The 16,724-nt window shown below is 71.3% G+C and carries 12 protein-coding genes and 2 tRNA genes; 4 read left to right on the top strand and 10 right to left on the bottom strand.

What is annotated here, in order from left to right; all coding sequences use genetic code 11:
• Positions 1-46 precede the first annotated feature (46 nt).
• From OG245_RS12685 to OG245_RS12675, 3 genes are all read right to left on the bottom strand, one after another.
• Positions 47-2,047 (bottom strand): galactose oxidase-like domain-containing protein, encoded by a 2,001-nt coding sequence (locus OG245_RS12685; protein WP_371623626.1) that lies wholly within the window; start codon positions 2,045-2,047, stop codon positions 47-49.
• Positions 2,044-3,993 carry a glycosyltransferase gene (locus OG245_RS12680; protein ID WP_371623625.1) on the bottom strand — a complete coding sequence of 650 codons (1,950 nt, stop codon included), beginning with the start codon at positions 3,991-3,993 and terminating at the stop codon, positions 2,044-2,046. Before OG245_RS12680 ends, OG245_RS12685 begins: the two co-directional genes overlap by 4 nt.
• 542 nt (positions 3,994-4,535) lie before the next feature.
• Positions 4,536-4,609, bottom strand: a tRNA-Lys gene (locus OG245_RS12675).
• Positions 4,610-4,801: 192 nt separating this feature from the next.
• On the opposite strand from OG245_RS12675, the gene OG245_RS12670 reads away from it, so the two are divergent.
• The 4 genes from OG245_RS12670 to OG245_RS12655 all read left to right on the top strand — a co-directional run bounded on the left by OG245_RS12670 (position 4,802) and on the right by OG245_RS12655 (position 11,115).
• A complete protein-coding gene (locus OG245_RS12670) occupies positions 4,802-6,094 on the top strand; it encodes a peptidoglycan-binding protein (protein ID WP_371623624.1) in 1,293 nt (430 codons plus the stop codon).
• Between the two features lie 5 nt (positions 6,095-6,099).
• The gene (locus OG245_RS12665; RefSeq protein ID WP_371623623.1) at positions 6,100-8,607 is read left to right on the top strand and encodes an SPFH domain-containing protein; all 2,508 of its coding nucleotides are present in this window, start codon (positions 6,100-6,102) and stop codon (positions 8,605-8,607) included.
• Positions 8,608-8,845: 238 nt separating this feature from the next.
• The gene (locus OG245_RS12660; protein ID WP_026290621.1) at positions 8,846-9,436 is read left to right on the top strand and encodes a lytic polysaccharide monooxygenase; all 591 of its coding nucleotides are present in this window, start codon (positions 8,846-8,848) and stop codon (positions 9,434-9,436) included.
• Between the two features lie 26 nt (positions 9,437-9,462).
• Complete coding sequence (locus OG245_RS12655) at positions 9,463-11,115, top strand: AMP-binding protein (protein ID WP_371623622.1); 1,653 nt, start codon at positions 9,463-9,465, stop codon at positions 11,113-11,115.
• Positions 11,116-11,170: 55 nt separating this feature from the next.
• Here the strand turns inward: OG245_RS12655 and OG245_RS12650 are convergent.
• The 7 genes from OG245_RS12650 to OG245_RS12620 all read right to left on the bottom strand — a co-directional run bounded on the left by OG245_RS12650 (position 11,171) and on the right by OG245_RS12620 (position 16,598).
• A tRNA-Lys gene (locus OG245_RS12650) sits at positions 11,171-11,244 on the bottom strand.
• A gap of 84 nt (positions 11,245-11,328) precedes the next feature.
• Positions 11,329-12,087: an IclR family transcriptional regulator gene (locus OG245_RS12645; protein ID WP_371623621.1), complete on the bottom strand. Its 759-nt coding sequence runs from the start codon at positions 12,085-12,087 to the stop codon at positions 11,329-11,331.
• Between the two features lie 167 nt (positions 12,088-12,254).
• The gene (gene ehuA, locus OG245_RS12640) at positions 12,255-13,112 is read right to left on the bottom strand and encodes an ectoine/hydroxyectoine ABC transporter ATP-binding protein EhuA (RefSeq protein WP_371623620.1); all 858 of its coding nucleotides are present in this window, start codon (positions 13,110-13,112) and stop codon (positions 12,255-12,257) included.
• The gene (gene ehuD / locus OG245_RS12635) at positions 13,102-13,743 is read right to left on the bottom strand and encodes an ectoine/hydroxyectoine ABC transporter permease subunit EhuD (protein WP_073801073.1); all 642 of its coding nucleotides are present in this window, start codon (positions 13,741-13,743) and stop codon (positions 13,102-13,104) included. Before ehuD ends, ehuA begins: the two co-directional genes overlap by 11 nt.
• A complete protein-coding gene (gene ehuC, locus OG245_RS12630; RefSeq protein ID WP_371623619.1) occupies positions 13,740-14,471 on the bottom strand; it encodes an ectoine/hydroxyectoine ABC transporter permease subunit EhuC in 732 nt (243 codons plus the stop codon). The genes ehuD and ehuC overlap by 4 nt, the downstream gene beginning before the upstream one ends.
• Before the next feature lie 22 nt (positions 14,472-14,493).
• On the bottom strand, positions 14,494-15,396 hold the full coding sequence (gene ehuB / locus OG245_RS12625; protein ID WP_371623618.1) for an ectoine/hydroxyectoine ABC transporter substrate-binding protein EhuB: 903 nt from the start codon (positions 15,394-15,396) through the stop codon (positions 14,494-14,496).
• 227 nt (positions 15,397-15,623) lie between these two features.
• Positions 15,624-16,598, bottom strand: coding sequence for a D-2-hydroxyacid dehydrogenase (locus OG245_RS12620; RefSeq protein WP_371623617.1), 975 nt, complete (start codon positions 16,596-16,598; stop codon positions 15,624-15,626).
• Positions 16,599-16,724: the final 126 nt, after the last annotated feature.

Below are 16,724 nucleotides of genomic sequence, written 5' to 3'. Positions count from 1 at the left end.
GCGACACCCGCGCGGGTACGCCCACTGTGGCCCCGCGCGGGTACGCCTACGGCACCTCCACCCACATCCCCTCGGACGGGGTGCCCTCCTCGTCGGTGACGAACAGCATGTACCAGCCCGACGGCACCAGCGCCCGGTTCTTCGGCACGGTGACCGTGATCCCGTCCGCCGACTTCTCGACCGCCAGATCGATGCTGCGCTGGTCGGTGTCGGTCACATGGGTGACCGCCGAGGGGCGCATCAGCTTCGCCGAGGTGATCGAGGAGGCCTGCCGCGTGGTGAACAGGCCGGTTCCGCCGCGCTCGATGCTCTTGGGCCCGGCCGTGAGCTCCGGCCGGGAGCCGCGGTAGAGGTAGGGCGGGGTGTAGATCTCGATGCGCTGCTCGAAGGTGCCCGGACGCGTGTTGATCTTGTCCGAGTAGAGCGGGTCCGATCCGAAGATCATGACCCGGCCGTCCGGCAGCAGCACGGACCCCGAGTGGTAGTTGCGCCCCACGGCCGGGTCCGCGACCCGCCGGTAGGTGTCCGTCTTCGCGTCGTACAGCCGGGCCTCCAGCACGTCCGAACCGCCACGCCCCCGGTAGTCGCCGGAGCCGCCCGCCACGAGCAGCGAGTCGTCGGGGAGCAGGGAGGCGCTGGGATAGCGGGTGCCCTTGTCCAGGGAGGCGCCCTCGGTGAACTTCGGGTTCTTCTCCTGGAGGTCGACCAGCCGGGACTTCGGGGTGGACTTGTCCGACTCGCCGACCCCGCCGCCGCCGATCACCATGAACCGCTCGTCCTGGGCCGGAGGCAGCCGTACGGTCGCCGAGGTCTCCATCTGGTCCGCGTCGGCGAGGCCGGGGATCTTGTCGAAGTCGTTCGTCCGCACGTCCCAGATCCCGGGGGTGCGGCCCTCGCTCTGGAGCCCGTAGCCGGAGTTGGAGCCGGAGTAGAACAGCCTGCCGTCGTTGAGCAGGAACAGCGCCGGGTAGGTGGCGAACTTCCGGACGATGCCGCTGTCCTTCCAGCTCTTCTTCTCCGGGTCGTAGACCTCGGCCTTGCCCACGTCGATCTGGCCGATGTCGTCCAGGCCGGAGACGGCGAGGACCTTGCCGTCCTCCAGCGTCGTGAGGGTGGGGTACCAGCGGGCCTTGGCCATCGGGTCGACGGGGATGTACTTCTCCGCGACCGGGTCGAACTCGTAGGCGTCGTTGATGCCCTGGAAGTCCTTCTTGTCCAGCGCCAGCTTCTGGGCGATCCCGTAGACGTTACGGGTGTCCTCGGCGGAGAGGCCCGAGACGCGGTAGTTGTCCTCGGTGCCGGTCTCGTACTTCCGCCCGGACTTCTCGGCCTCCACGTAGATGCGGCCGACGCCCGCTTCGTTGCGCTGGTACTCACCGGTCTTCTTGTCGAAGACCTTGGTGGCCTTCTCCACCAGCAGCGGGTCCTGGGAGATGAAGGTCTTGCCGCTCTCCTTGCCCGTGAAGCGGGTGCCCGCGGGGAGAGTGATCGGCTTGCGGGGGTTCTCGTTCCGGACGATCATCAGGCCGCCGGCCTTGGTGACGTCGCCCCCGAGCTTCTCGTAGCGCTTGGTGCCGCCGGCTATGAGGAGATTGCCGCCGGGGAGCTGGGTGTGACCGGCGCAGAACAGGTCCTTGGGCGTGTGGATGTCCTTGAAGACGTTCGTCTTCGGGTCCCACAGCACGGAGCGGAAGCTCTTCGCGTCGAAGTTCTTCTCGTTGTTGCCGGAGCCCGCGACGAGCAGCACCTTGCCGGTGCGCAGCAGCGCGGCGTGGACGGCGTTGACCCGGTGCTCGGCGGGGATGTCCAGGAAGTCCCAGTGGCCGTTGGCCTCTTTGTAGGACTGCTTGTTGATCGTGTAGTGGTGGTAGCGCTCGGTGCCGAAGCGGTAGAGCCACGGCCCGTTCGCCCCCGCGAGGGCGACCACGGCGACCGTGCCGATCGCGAACCGGCGCGTACGCAGACCGGAGCGGCGGGCCCGGACCCCCGCGCGGCGGGAGGTCCGGCCGACGGCACGGCGGGCACCCCGGCCCGAATGGCTTGTCATGACTGCGGTCCCCCCAGGGCGATGTTCATGGTCTGGTCAGAGCCGGGCGCGGCCCGGCCCGACGGTGGTCCGGCCGACGGTGGTCCGGCCGGCGGTGGTCCGGCCGGCGGTCGTCGGCCGGACGAGCCCGCCCGGCGCCGGCCGCGGCGCTTCTTCTTCTCCGCGCGGACCGTGTACCGCCAGCCGATGATCGGCGCGGCGGTGATCAGCAGCGCCAGCGTGGCCCAGGTGACCATCGCGGGGTGGCTGTGGCCCAGGAAGAACGAGGCGATCATCGACCCGCCGAAGACGACGATGAAGAACAGGTGGATGCGGAAGGTGCCGAACAGGGTGTCCGGGCTGGACGAGTCGCCCTTGGGGGTCACCACGAACGAGCTCTTGCGGCGCAGTACCGCGTCCATCATCGAGCGGGCGTAGATCGGCGCGGAGAGCGCGGACATCACCATGCCGGCCAGACCGCCGGAACCCTCGGGCTCGTGCGGCGAGACGTTGTGGCGGCGGTTCCAGACGTACAGGCCGATCTGGAGCGCGGAGGCGTTGCCGTACAGCATCATCCAGATCGTCGGGTCGATCTGCACGCCGGAGGCGCCCATGCCGAGGAACAGCGCGCAACTGAGGGCCGCGAGGATCCAGTTCAGGGCCGACATCGGATAGAAGATGATCATCATCGTGTAGTTGAAGAGCTTGCCGGGCGGCATGGTCCCGAAGCCCTTCCAGAACTGCCCGATGATCGTCTCGTAGGTGCCCCGGGACCAGCGCAGCTGCTGGGTGAAGAAGTCCGTCCAGGCGGTCGGGCCCTCGCCGACGGCCAGCACGTCCGGGGTGTAGACCGAGCGCCACTTGTTCCCCGTGGCCGGGTTGCGGTGGCGGTGGATCTCGAAGCCGGTGGCCATGTCCTCGGTGATCGAGTCGTACAGGCCGCCGATCTGCTTGAGCGCCGAGATGCGGACCGCGTTGCTGGTGCCGACGAACATGGGCGAGCCGTAGCGGTTGCCCGCGCGCTGGATCAGGGCGTGGAAGAGGAACTGCTGCGACTCGGCGGCCTTGGTGACGAACGTGTCGTAGTTGCCGTAGACCTGCGGGCCGATGACGAAGCCGATGTCCGGGTCGCGGAAGTAGCCGAGCATCCGCTCCAGGTAGTTCGCCATCGGGATGTGGTCGGTGTCGACCGAGGCGAAGAAGTCGTAGTCGCCGCCGTGCGCGTCCAGCCAGGCGTTGTAGTTGCCGTGCTTGGTCTTGGCGCGGTGCGGGCCCTTGGCCTGGTTCCAGTGCGCCACGCCCTTGCGGGAGAAGTGGTGCACGCCGAGCCGGGCGCAGACCTCCTTGACCGCCGGGTCGTCGCCCTCGTCCAGCAGCCACACGTGCATCAGACCGCGGTGACGGATCCTCACGGCCGCCTCCAGGGTCTTCGTCACCATCTCCAGCGGCTCCTTGCCGGGGACGAAGGAGGTGAGGAAGGCGACCTTGGTGCCGGACTCCGGTATCACCGGGACCGGGTCGCGGGCGACCAGGGTGGCATGCGCGTTCGACAGGACGTTCATCGTGCGGAACAGCTCGATCAGACCGATCGAGACCAGCATGACGATGTCGAGGGCCAGCAGGAGATCGTCGTCCAGGTTCGGATCGCGGTCCGTCCAGTGACTGGGCTGTATCAGCCAGGCGAAGAGGCCGAGCGAGACGAGGGGAGCCGCGCCGAGCAGGAGTGCCGCGCGCACCCGGTGCGGCTCCTGCGATATGAGCGAGCGGTACCGGACCTTGTACGGCTTGCCCGCGGGAGGCTGCGTCAGCGGTCCGGCGAGCCGGCTGTAGTGCTCGTAGTCGTAGCGCGGCAGTTCCTTCTTGGCACGCCGCCGCGCCGTGCCGGACCGCAGCCCCGCGGGTATCCGGAGCTGCGTCGTCCGGGAAGCGTCGTTCTCCTGCCGGTCGCCTGGCGGCGTCGACGTCATGGGTACATCCCCCTGCACGCATGCTGGTGCGTGACTGTTCGGTCTCTCTCTTCGTGCGCGGCGAGCCCCCGTTCTTCACCGGGCACGCACACGGTGGCGGGCCACCGCCCCACAGACAGGGGACCGCAGCCTTCCGGTTGCATGATGCCCCCTCGGCGTCCGCCCTTGAGCGGGACCCCCACCCCGCGGCGCACACAACCGGAACGTCACGCTCTGCTGCGCCAACTGTACGGATCAGCAGACCCCTTGGGGCCGACGGCCCCAGACAGATTGTCCGACACCGAACGGGACCGCAAGGGTGAAACGGACCGTTTGTCGGTCATGCGCACGATTTGGACCCACCTTGCGGAGGGGCTGTGATGAAGTGGAGACCGGTGGAGACCGGCCCCCACTCCCTGGCCCCTCACCGCTCCGTCATCGCTCGGTCACGGTCCGCAGTTCGGGTGGGTAGCTGTGCGTACACGGCCATCGGGTGTCACCGGACGCTGGACGGGGAATGATCAAAGCCCCCTCACGTTCAGTGAGGGGGCTTTGACTGTGCGTGCGCCGTCAGGGACTCGAACCCCGGACCCGCTGATTAAGAGTCAGCTGCTCTAACCAACTGAGCTAACGGCGCCTGCTGACCTGGAGAACTCTACCCGACTCCCAAGGGTGCTCCGAACCATTTACCGGCCGCCACGCCCCGTCAGATAGTCGTTTTTTTCCTTTGTTCCGTCAAAATGCCCTATGTAAGGAGAATTGAACGGCTGACGCCCGTTACGGCTGCGCCCAAAGATCTTGACGAATGACGAGTGCGGAGGGGAATCGCATGACTGTGCCGGTCTTCGAGGAGTACGAACCCGCCATCGACTGCGGATGCGCGGGGTGCGCGGTGCGGCGGCGCTCCGCCGCGAGGGCCCTGCCGGTGCGTCGCGGCGGTCACCCCGCCGCGCACGGTGCGCGCCGTGCCCTGGTGCTGGCCACCGCCGCCGGGGTGGTCCTCTCCTGCGGAGCCGCGGGGGCGGCCACGGCCGCCGGTCCTGCCCCCGGGCCCCCGCGCGCCGACGGGGGAGTCGATCCCGAACCGGCGACCCCGCAGGGTGAGCAGGGGCCGCTGCGGGGCACCGGCGCCTCGGGCCCGCCGTCCGCCGGCTCGGCCGTGCCGAAGACGACCCGGGCCGACATCATCGACCGGGCCAAGCGGTGGGTGAGCGCGAAGGTCCCGTACAGCATGGAGAAGTACTGGTCGGACGGCTATCGCCAGGACTGCTCGGGCTATGTCTCGATGGCCTGGAACCTCGGCAGCAACGAGTGGACCGGCAGCCTCGCCGCCTACGGGACCCGGATCGCCCGCGCCGACCTCCAGCCCGGCGACATCCTCCTCTTCCACAACCCGGCCGACCCCTCCAAGGGCTCGCACGTCACGATCTTCGGCGGCTGGACCGACTCCGCGCGCACCCATTACGTCGCCTACGAGCAGGCGCGCCCGCAGACGCGGAAGCAGTCGACGCCCCTGGCGTACTGGAACAACTCCGACCTCTATGTGGCCTACCGGTACAAAGGGGTCACAGAAGGTTCGCCCGGCTCCGGATCCTCCATCGCCTTCCCCGGGGCCGGGCAGTTCGGCCCCGGCAGCGACAACAAGCACGTCACCCAGCTCGGCCGGATGCTGGTCCAGCGGGGCGGCAAGCGCTTCTACGCGGTCGGCCCCGGGCCCGAGTGGAGCGCGGCCGACCGGCGTGCGACCCAGGCGTTCCAGCAGGCGCAGGGCTGGCAGGGCAAGGAGGCCGACGGCATTCCGGGCCCGGACACCTGGCGCCTGCTGGCGACCGGCGGCGGACGGAACATTCCGGCCGCCGGCGCGGGCGGCAGCCCTGATACAGCCGCCGCGTTCCCCGGACGCGGCCATTTCCAGCCGGGTCAGTCCAACAGCCATGTCGACCGGCTCGGCGAACAGTTGGTGAAGAAGGGATACGGCAGGCACTACGTGTCGGGCCCCGACCCGCGCTGGACCGAGGCCGACCGCCGCAACGTCGAGGCGTTCCAGCGGGCCCAGGGCTGGCGCGGCGGTGCGGCCGACGGTTATCCGGGGCCGGAGACCTGGCGCCGGCTCTTCGCGTGACGGACGTGACGGAAAGGAATCGGCAACCGGTGACCCCCAACGACGACCAGACCCCCCGGACCACCCCCACCTCAACCCCTCACCCTCTGGACGACCAGCTCCCGCCGTCCCTCTTCGCCCCGCCGGGCGAAGGGAGCCCGCCTCCGCTCTTCGGTTCCGCCGACGGCAGGGCCCCGACGCCGGAGGCCGGCCCTCCGCAGCGCCTGGACGCCGGGCTGCCGCCTCCGCCGTCCGACCGCGCGGCTGGGGACTCCCGGTCACCGGCGGGCGAGCTTCCGCCGCCGCTGTTCGGCCGGGTGGGCGGGGGCGCGGCCCCGACGGCCGGTGGCAGCACCCCGCTGTCGGAGGGCGACAGCGTCCTGCCACCGGACGGCGAGCTTCCGCCGCCGTCGGAGGGTGGCGGTGTTCTGCCGTCGGGCGACAGGCTTCCGCCGCCGCTCTTCCGTCCCGTCGGGGACAAGCCCCCGCCGCCGGATACGGACAGGACCCCGCCCACGCCGCCCCGGACGTCCGCGGAACCCCCGAGCGCGAGCCTGCACCTCGGCCCGCCCCCGGACCGGCACCGGGATGGAGCTGCTCCGGACCGGCCCACCCCGGACCGTCCGACGTCGGACCGGCACACGGATGGAGCCGCTCCGGACCGCTCGGCTCCGGACCGGCACCGGAATGGGGCTGCTCCGGATCGGCCCACCCCGGACCGTCCGACATCGGACCGGCACACGGACGGGGCCGCTTCGGACCGGCTGGCCACGGACCGCTCGGCTTCGGACTGCTCGGCCACGGACCGGCCTGCTCCGGACAGGCCGACGTCGGACCGGCCCACCCCGGACTGCCCGGCCACGGACCGGCCCACCCCGGACCGCCCGGCTTCGGACCGCCCGGCTTCGGACCGGCCCACCTCGGACCGGCCCACCCTGGACCGGCCCACCCCGGACCGCCCGGCTTCGGACCGGCCCACCCCGGACCGGCACCCCGACCGTCCGACCCCGACCCCGGCCTCGGCTCCTACCCCCGCCGCCGCCCCCGGCCGCCCCGCGCCCGCGCACCCTGTGCCCCTCGACGGGAACCTTTACCTCAAGCCCGTCCGGCGTTTGAGGACGGAACCCTCGGCGGAGTGGACCCCGCACCCTTCCTACGGGGCTGAGCCCGAGGGCGGGAAGAGGCCCGCCCGGACGGGCCCGGTCGGACGCGGGACCCAGGGTGCCCCCGCCAGGGGACCCGTGGACGACCCCGGGCCCGACACCGAGCTGGACCTCGTCCTGGACCTGGCCCCCGGCGGTCGGACCGCCTCCGCCACGTTCTCCGTACCCGCACCCGTACCCGCGGCCCCGACCGCCGCCACGACACCCGCTCCGGCCACGGAGAAGCCCCCGTACCCCGGTCGCCGCCACTCCGTCATCGCCAACGAGACCACCGCCTCCATCCCCGTACACCTCCTCTTCCGCGACGACCAGGAGCCGGCCGAACCGGGCACGGCGGCCGGCCTGCCCGCGGCCCTCGTCCGCCGGCCCGCCACCGGGGACCGCTCGCCCGCCACCCGGCGGCCCCCCGTGCCGCGTTCGCCGCGGACCCGGGTCGAGCCGTCGACCCGGCCCGCCCCTCCCGCCGACCCGCGCCTCGCCGAACGCCCCGGACCCGCCCTGCCCGGCTCCGCGGCCCTCCTCGTCGGCGCGGCCGGAATCGCCGGCGCGCTGGCCGTCCTGTGGTGGCGCGGCGTGCTGCCCGCCGCCTGGCAGACGGCCGTCGGCCTCGCCCCCCGGGCCGACCTCGGCATCGGCTTCGGCGCCTGGGCCCTGCTCGCCCTCCTCACCACCGTGGTGCTGCTCGCACTCGGCGGCCTCGGCCGGGGGAAGGTCGGGTACGCGTGGGTGCTGACGCTCTTCGGCGACTACCGGGGCAGCGTCCGGCGCACCGGTCTCGTCTGGGTCTCGCCCCTGCTGCTGCGCCGCCGCGTCGACGTACGGCTGCGGCACTGGCGCAGCGAGCCGCTGCCCGCCGTCGACGCGAACGGCACCGCGCTGCGCGTGGTCGTCCTCGTGGTGTGGCGGATCAAGGACACGGTCCGGGCGGTCCTCGGCATCGAGGACCACGAGGCGTACCTGAGCGCACAGGTCGAGGCCGCGATGGCCCGGGTCCTCTCCCAACTGCCCGCCGACGCGTTCCACGAGGACGCCCCGAGCCTGCGCGACGCCGAGGCGGTCGGCGACGCGCTGACCCGCATGCTGAAGGCGGACTGCGAACCCGTGGGCGTGGAGGTGTACTCGGCCCAGCCGACCGGCATCGAATACGCCCCCGAGGTCGCGGCGGCGATGCAGCGGCGGCGGATCGCCGCGATCGACTCCAGGCACCGGGACAGCGTGCTCACCTCCGTCGTGGACGCGGTGGACGACACGGTCAACCGGCTCACCACGCGCGGCATCGTCGAGCTCGACGACTACGAACGCAAAGCGCTCGTCAAGGACTTGACGGTCGCCTTCTACACCGGTCGCAGCGGAGGAGGAGACGGGGCCTGAGGATGCGGGGGAGGGCCGTGCGAGGTCGGAGAGGGGTGTGGGGGCGGTCCGGGGCAGTTCGCCGACCCGCCGGAATATGACCCTCATTGGTCTGGACATGTTCACGCCGCGTCAATAATCTAAGACTTGGTCTAGACCGCAGTACCTCGCATGCACAGCACCACGCACACGTACCAAGCGCGCAGTAGTCGAGCAATGCTCATGGAACCTCCCCCACGTTCTAGAGGAGCGACAGCCCATGCGGAAAAAGGCAAGCGCGGCCGTGATCGGTCTGGCGATAGCGGGCGTCTCGGTGCTCGCGACCACGAGCGCCAGCAGCCACGGCTACACGGACTCCCCGATCAGCCGTCAGAAACTTTGTGCCAACGGCACGGTGACCGGCTGCGGCAACATCCAGTGGGAGCCGCAGAGCGTCGAGGGGCTCAAGGGCTTCCCGGCGGCGGGACCGGCGGACGGCAAGATCTGCGCCGGCGGCAACGGGCAGTTCGCCCAGCTCGACGACCCGCGTGGCGGCAACTGGCCCGCCACCCAGGTCACCGGCGGACAGGGCTACAGCTTCCGCTGGCAGTTCACCGCCCGCCACTCCACCAGCGACTTCCGCTACTACATCACCAAGGACGGCTGGGACTCCACCAAGCCGCTCACCCGGGCCGCGCTCGAATCGCAGCCCTTCATGACGGTGCCGTACGGCAACAAGCAGCCGCCGTCGACCCTGACCCACCAGGGCACGATTCCCACGCAGAAGAACGGCAAGCACATCATTCTCGCCGTCTGGAACGTCGCGGACACCCCCAACGCGTTCTACGCCTGCTCCGACGTTAAGTTCTGACGCTCCTTCAGTTATCGTGCGGCGCCATGAGAGGCACCGGCACCGTCGCGGAACTCGTAGGACGTCAATGGGGTGACCACCGGCCCGCCCTGAAGCACGGCCCCACCGTGCTCAGTCATCACCAGGTGGTCGAGGGCGCCGCCGCACGGGCGGCGCTCCTCGCGGACCTCCTTCCGCGAGGCGGTGAGCCGCATCTCGGCGTACTGCTCGACAACACCCCGGAGTTCCCACTGTGGCTCAGCGCGGCGGCCCTGGCCGGGGCCGCCGTCGCGGGGATCAACCCGACCCGGCGCGGCCCCGAGCTGGCCCGCGACATCCTGCACACCGAAGCCCCGGTCCTGATCACCGAGCGCGCCCATCTGCCGCTCCTCGACGGCCTGGACCTCCCGGGGGTACGGGTCCTGGTCACCGACACCGAGGCGTACGCCGCCCTGCTCGCCCCCTACGCGGGCGCCCGGCCCGGCGACGCCGTCGTCGCCCCGGTCGGCCGCGACAGCCGTATGCTCCTCTACTTCACCTCCGGCTCCACCGGCGCGCCCAAGGCCGCGATCTGCACCCAGGGCCGGCTCGCCGGGGCCGGTGCGTCGCTCGCCGGACACTTCGGTGTACGGCCGGACGACGTCCACTACATCTGCATGCCGATGTTCCACGGCAACGCGGTCCTCGCCGACTGGGCCCCCGCCCTCGCCGCCGGAGCCGCGATAGCGCTGCGCCCCCGCTTCTCCGCCTCCGCCTTCCTCGACGACGTACGCGCCTACGGGGCGACGTACTTCACCTACGTCGGGCGGGCCGTGCAGTATCTGCTGGCCACCCCCGAGCGCCCGGACGACCGGAACCACCCGCTGCGCCTCGGCTTCGGGACCGAGGCCGGCGCGGTGGACGCGGCCCGGTTCCGGGAACGGTTCGGGGTGCGGCTCGTGGAGGGATACGGCTCCTCCGAGGGCGGCGCCGCCATCCAGCGCACCTCCGGCACCCCGCCGGGCGCGATCGGCCGGGCCGCCCCCGCCGACGACCTCGCCGTCGTCGACCCGGAGACCGGAGAGGAACGGGCCCCGGCCCGCTTCGGCCCGGGCGGGCGCCTGCTCAACGGTGACGAGGCCATCGGCGAGCTGGTCAACCGGGGCCCGACGCCCTTCGAGGGCTACTGGCGCAACCCGGAGGCGGACGCGGAGCGGGCCCGCTGCGGCTGGTACTGGACCGGGGACCTCTTCTACCGCGACGCCGACGGCTTCCTCTACTTCGCCGGCCGCACGGACGACCGGCTCCGCGTCGACAGCGAGAACCTGGCCGCCGCGACGATCGAGCACATTCTGGCCCGCTGGGAGGAGGCGGCCGCCACCGCCGTCTACGCCGTCCCGGACCCGGTCACCGGCGACCAGGTGATGGCCGCTTTGGCGCTCCGGGCGGGCGCGGTCTTCGACCCGGCGGCCTTCGCCGCGTTCCTGCGGGCCCAGCCGGACCTGGGGACGAAGATGGCTCCCCGGTTCGTCCGGATCCTCGGCCGGATGCCGGTCACCGCGACGAACAAGATCCACCGGGTGGAGCTGCGCCGGGCGGGCTTCCGCTGCCCGGACCCGGTGTGGTGGGACCGGGACGGCGACCGCTCGTACGCCCTGCTGGACGCCGAGGGTCTGGAGGGCCTGCTCGCCCGGTACGCCGACCACGGCAGACCGCTCTGACCTGGGCAAAGCACAGTGGGCGGCCTCCGTGAAGGAGACCGCCCACTGCGTGTCGTGCGCCGTCAGGGACTCGAACCCCGGACCCGCTGATTAAGAGTCAGCTGCTCTAACCAACTGAGCTAACGGCGCCTGCTGACTCGAAAATAATACCTGGTCCGCAAGGGTGCTGATGACACCCATCGTGGCCCCGCCCTCCGGGGGCGCCCCCGGCCGCTACAGAGCCAGCGACAGCAGGACCGGAGCCGCCCGGCGGCTGAGGGTGTCGGCCGCCGCCCGCAGCCGGTGCGCGTCCTCGATCGGCAGCGACAGGGCGAGGCAGCCCGCGGCGGAGCCGGCCGTCAGCGGCACGGCCGCGCAGACGGTGCCCACCGCGTACTCCTGGATATCCAGCACCGGGACCGTGACGGACTGCGCGTCCAGCTGGGAGAAGAGGATCTTCTCGTCGGTGATCGTCCGGGAGGTGAGCCGGGCCGTCCGGTGCCGGGAGATGTGGTCGCGCCGCCCGTCGTGGTCGAGCTGGGCCAGCAGGCACTTGCCGACCGCGCTGGCGTGCGCGGAGGAGCGGAAGTCCACCCACTCGTTGACCGCCGGGGTCAGCGGCCCGTCCGCGACCTGCTGCACGCTGACCTCGCCGTCGACGTAGCGGCTGAGGTAGACCGCCGCGCCGACGGAGTCGCGCAGCTCGCTCAGGGTGTGCTGGAGGCGGTCCTCCAGGGCCTGGCGGCGGGCCGCCCCGGAACCGAGCAGCAGCAGCGAGGCGCCGATGACGTACGCGCCGTCGCTGACCTGCTCCACGTATCCCTCGCGGCGCAGCGTGAGGAGCAGGGAGGCGAGGTGGCCGGTCGGCAGCCCCGTCTCGCGGGAGATCTGGGCATCGGTCACGCCGTTGCCGTGCTTGGAAACCGTTTCGAGCACGCGCAGGGCGTACTGCACCGAATGGAACGGCGCGGTCGGCTCGGGCTTCAACGCCACGGTGTCCCCCTACCAGGTTGTGACCGCAAGCTTTCGCCCCACGATAGCCGCCGGAACGCCGTCGCGGGGCGGCAGTTGACGGGTCGGTGGGCGCGCCCCGGAGCTGTCATCTGGGGCGCACCCGTCCGGCATATGCCAGCGTCATGGGCGCAAGCGCAACTGCGAGGTCACAGCACCGCGTTGAGGAACTCGCGCGTACGTTCGTGTGACGGATCGGAGAAGATTTTCTCCGGGGATCCGGACTCCACGACCCGTCCCGCGTCGAACATCAGCACCTTCTGCGAGACGTCCCGGGCGAAGTTCATCTCGTGGGTCACGCAGAGCATGGTGATGTCGGTGTTCCGGGCGATGTCCCCCAGCAGCTCCAGCACGCCCGCCACCAGCTCCGGGTCGAGCGCCGACGTCACCTCGTCCAGGAGCAGGATCTCCGGCTCCATCGCCAGGGCGCGGGCGATGGCGACCCGCTGCTGCTGGCCGCCGGAGAGCTGCGAGGGGTGGGCGTCGACCTTCGCGGAGAGCCCGACCAGGTCCAGCAGCTCCCGGGCCCGCACCTCGGCCTCCTCGCGGCTCTTGCCGAGCACGCTGACCGGGGCCTCGGTGATGTTCTCGATCACCTTCATGTTGGGGAAGAGGTTGAACTGCTGGAAGACCATCCCGATCTTCTTCCGGGACGCGCGCAGCTGCTTCTCGCCCGCGGGCTTCAGCGAACCGTCGGGGGCCCGTACGTGGGTCAACGGCTCGCCGTTGACCCAGATCACCCCGCCGCTGACCTTCTCCAGCGTCATCAGCAGCCGCAGGATCGTGGTCTTGCCCGAGCCGCTGGGCCCGATCAGCGTGACGTGCTCGCCGCGGTCCACGGTGAAGTCCAGCTCGTCCAGCACCACATGGTCGCCGTAGCGCTTCACCACCTTGTCGAACCGCACCAGCGGCTCACCCGTGCGGGCGGTGGCCGGCACCGCGTCCTCGGGAGCTGCGGCCGGCCCCGGCGACTCCGTCTTCTGCAGGGGGAGGGGTTCAGTGGCCAAGGCGCTTCTCCAGCTTTCTCATCAACAGCGACGTGGGGTAGCTCGCGACCAGGAAGATCAGGCCGGCGAGGGTGAACACCTCGGTGTACGCGAACTGCTCGGCCCCGTACTTCCGGGCCTCGAAGACCATCTCCTGCACCGTGATCACGGCGAGGAACGGCGTCTCCTTGAACATCGAGATCGCGTAGTTCCCGAGCGCGGGCAGCACGTTGCGCACCGCCTGCGGCAGGATCACGGCCTGCCAGGTGCGCCGGGGCGACAGCGACAGCGCGCGGCACGCCTCCCACTGGCCCTTCGGCACGCCGTCGATCCCGGCCCGGTAGACCTCGGAGGTGTACGCGGCGTAGTGGACGCCCAGCACGGCGATGCCGATGTACAGCGGCTCCACCGTGTTGAACAGGGCGGCAGCCCCGACCAGTTGGACCAGCAGCGGGGTGGAGCGGACGAACTCCGTGACGAGGCGCACCGGGACCGTCACGAACCTGCTGGGCGCGCGTCCGGCCATCGCGACGGCCAGGCCCAGCACGGCCGCCACCAGGGTGCCGAGCACCGTGGCGAGCAGGGTGACCTTGAACCCCTCCAGGAGAAGGGGCAGGGACTCGCCGACGGCGTTCCAGTCGAAGCCGTTCACCGGGTACCTCCCACGGCGGTCGTGGACGCGCTGCGGCTCTTGAACAGGCTCTTCGCGCCGGTGTCCAGGCCGAGCCGTCGCTTGGCGCTCCGCTCCAGCAGGTTCATCAGCATCGTGAGCGCGTAGGCCAGGACGAAGTAGGCGGCCAGCAGGGTCAGATAGGCGGTGAGGGTCTCACCGGTACGGTCGCGCAGCTGCTGGATCACCGTCATCAGATCGGCGGCGGAGATCAGCCACAGCAGCGGGGTCGCCTTCAGCAGCTGGATCAGCAGGTTGGTGAAGCTCGGGATCATCTGCACCCAGGCCTGCGGTAGGATCACCTTCCACAGCCGCCTGTTCGGGCTCAGGTTGAGCGCGATCGCCGCCTCGTACTGCCCGCGCGGCACGGAGTTGATCGCGCCGCGCACCACTTCCGCGCCGTACGCACCGAAGTTGAGGCCGAACGCGACCACCCCGCAGACGACCGGGGTCAGTTCGTAGCCGGTCAGCAGCGGCATCGCGTAGTAGAGCCAGAACAGCTGGATGTAGAGGGAGGTGCCCCGGAAGAACTCCACGACCACCCGGGAGACCCCCCGGGCCAGGAACAGCCGGCTGCCCGCCATCAGCCCGAGGGCGAAGGCCAGCACCCCGGCCAGCAGTGCGCCCAGGACCGTGGCCTGGAGCGTCACCCACAGACCCGACCGGACTCTGGGGAACTCCTCGACGAGGAGGGAGAGGAAGTCGCTCATGCGCGCGCGCCCGCCCGCCCCGTCAGCCCTCGCACAGGTCCGCCGTCTTCAGGTCGGCGGGCGGGATCTCCGTCTCCCCGAAGCCGTACGGCTCCAGCAGCTGCACATAGCGGGAGCGGTCCGACACGATCTTCTTCAGCTCGCGGTTGAAGGAGTCCCGCAGGTCCTCGTTGCCCTTGCGGAACACCGCGCCGCCGGGGGAGAACTGCTCCTTGCCGTCCAGCTCCGGCACGAACGCCTCGGTGACCTCGGTGTCCGGGTTGGTCTTCGCCAGCCAGCGCAGCGAGATGCCGGTGAGCAGGAAGGCGTCGACCCGGCCGCCCTTGACGGCGTCGGCCCCGTCCTGCGGCTTCTGCAGCGTCTTGATCCTGTCCTCGGCTATGCCGGCGCCCTTGGCGTAACTGCCCTCGACCGCACCGGACATCACGCCGACGGTGATTCCCGCTTCCTTCGCGGAGGCCAGGTCGGTGATCTTCTTCGGGTTGCCCTTCCGCACCATCAGCGCGGTCGGCGAGATGAACTCCGGCTCGGAGAAGATCGCGTTGCCGCAGCGCTCCGGGGTGATGGCCATGCCCGCGCTGACCACGTCGTACTTCCCGGCCTGGAGCCCGGGGATCAGCCCGTCCCACTCGGAGAGCGTCGGCTTCAGCTCGTCCACCCCGAGCGCCTTGAAGATCTCCCGGTGCAGCGTCGGGGCCTCGCCCTTGAGCTCCTTGCCCTCCAGGTAGCCGTACGGGGCCTCGTTCGCGTACGCCACCCGTACGAAGCCCTGCTTGCGGAGCTTGTCCAGGGCGCCCTCGCCGGTCGCGGAGCCGGCGTCGGTCTTGCTGCACGCGGTGAGGAGGCCGGGAACGACGAGGAGGCCGCCCACGGCAGCCGATCCGTTGAGGAAGCCCCGGCGGGACAGGTTCGGGAATTCAGCCATGGTTCGCAATCTCCTGGAGGTCGAACAGTCCGGACAGGGTGAGCGCCTGCCCGATCCCGTACGTCTATGCAGGAGGCCGGAGTCATGTAACCCAACAGTGGCCGGAAGGTGACCTTCCCGTGCCCGAACGGGGCAGAGTGCGACCGGGGGAGTGCGGGGCGTGTTCCCCGGTGGGGAAGGATTCATGACAGCGCGTCAGTGAGAGGCCGGTCACTCCGTGCGGCGCGTCAGTGCGCGGGGCCGTCCTCGGAGAGGTCGGTCGACGGGACGTAACCGAGCTTCTTGTCCACCGTGTTCGGCAACGGCGCCCCGCGCGACCACTGTTCGTACATCGCCACGAAACGCTCGCCCAGCCGGTCCCGCCAGCCCGCGGTGTTCCCGCCCAGGGCCGGGGTCAGGACGAGACCCGGGGCATCCCACAGCGGGCTCCCGGGGGCGGGCGCCTCCTCCTGGAAGGTGCTGAGCGCCGCCCCCGCGAGCCAGCGGCGGTTCAGCGCGTCCACCAGGTCGGCCTCGACCACCGTCGCCGCGCGCCCGGCGTCGATGAACCGTGCCGACGGCTGGAGCAGCCCGAAGAACCGGCTGTCGAACATCCCGCGCGTCGACTCCGTGAGCGGGACCGCCGCGATCACCCAGTCCGCGCGCGCCGCCAGCCGGTCCAGATCCGCCACCCCGTGGATCGTGCGCCGGGCCGTCCGCCCCACCAGCGCCACCGTGAGCCCCAGGCCGTGCAGCAGCCGGGTGATCTCCCGGCCGATCGGCCCCGCGCCCACCACCAGCGCCCGCGAACCGGCGACCCGCTGCCCCTCCCGGTCGTGCGGGCGCCGCTCCCGCCGGCACTCCAGGACGCCGGGCAGATCCGTGGCGAAGGCCAGCACCAGACCCGCCACGCTCTCCGCGACCGGCCGCTCGAAGACGCCCCGCGCGTTGGTGAGGACCGTGTCGGACGCGACCAGCTCCGGGCAGAGCAGCCGGTCCACGCCCGCGCTCGCCGTGTGCACCCACCGCGGCCGCGCGCCCGGCCCGGGCCAGGCCCGCCGCACCGCGTCGGACGCCAGGTCCCATACGAGCAGCACATCGGCGTCCGGGAGCAGCCCGGCGAGCGAGGAGGCGTCCGCGTACCGCACGTCCACCCGGCCGGTCAGCCGGCCGAGCCGCGGGGAGGGCGCCGCGTCGAGGACGAGCAGGACGGGATCCGGCATCGCTGGTCGGCCCTCCGGGACGGAACGGACGTACGGGATCCGCCCACGCTCGCAGCAGGCTCCCCCGCCGTCAACGAGGCCCGGCCGCGCGCCCCGGAGCCCGCCCGGGGGAATACTGGGAACAAG

The sequence above is a fragment of the Streptomyces sp. NBC_01116 genome (genome assembly GCF_041435495.1).
Lineage (GTDB): Bacteria > Actinomycetota > Actinomycetes > Streptomycetales > Streptomycetaceae > Streptomyces.
This window is presented reverse-complemented; position numbering and strand designations above follow the sequence as displayed.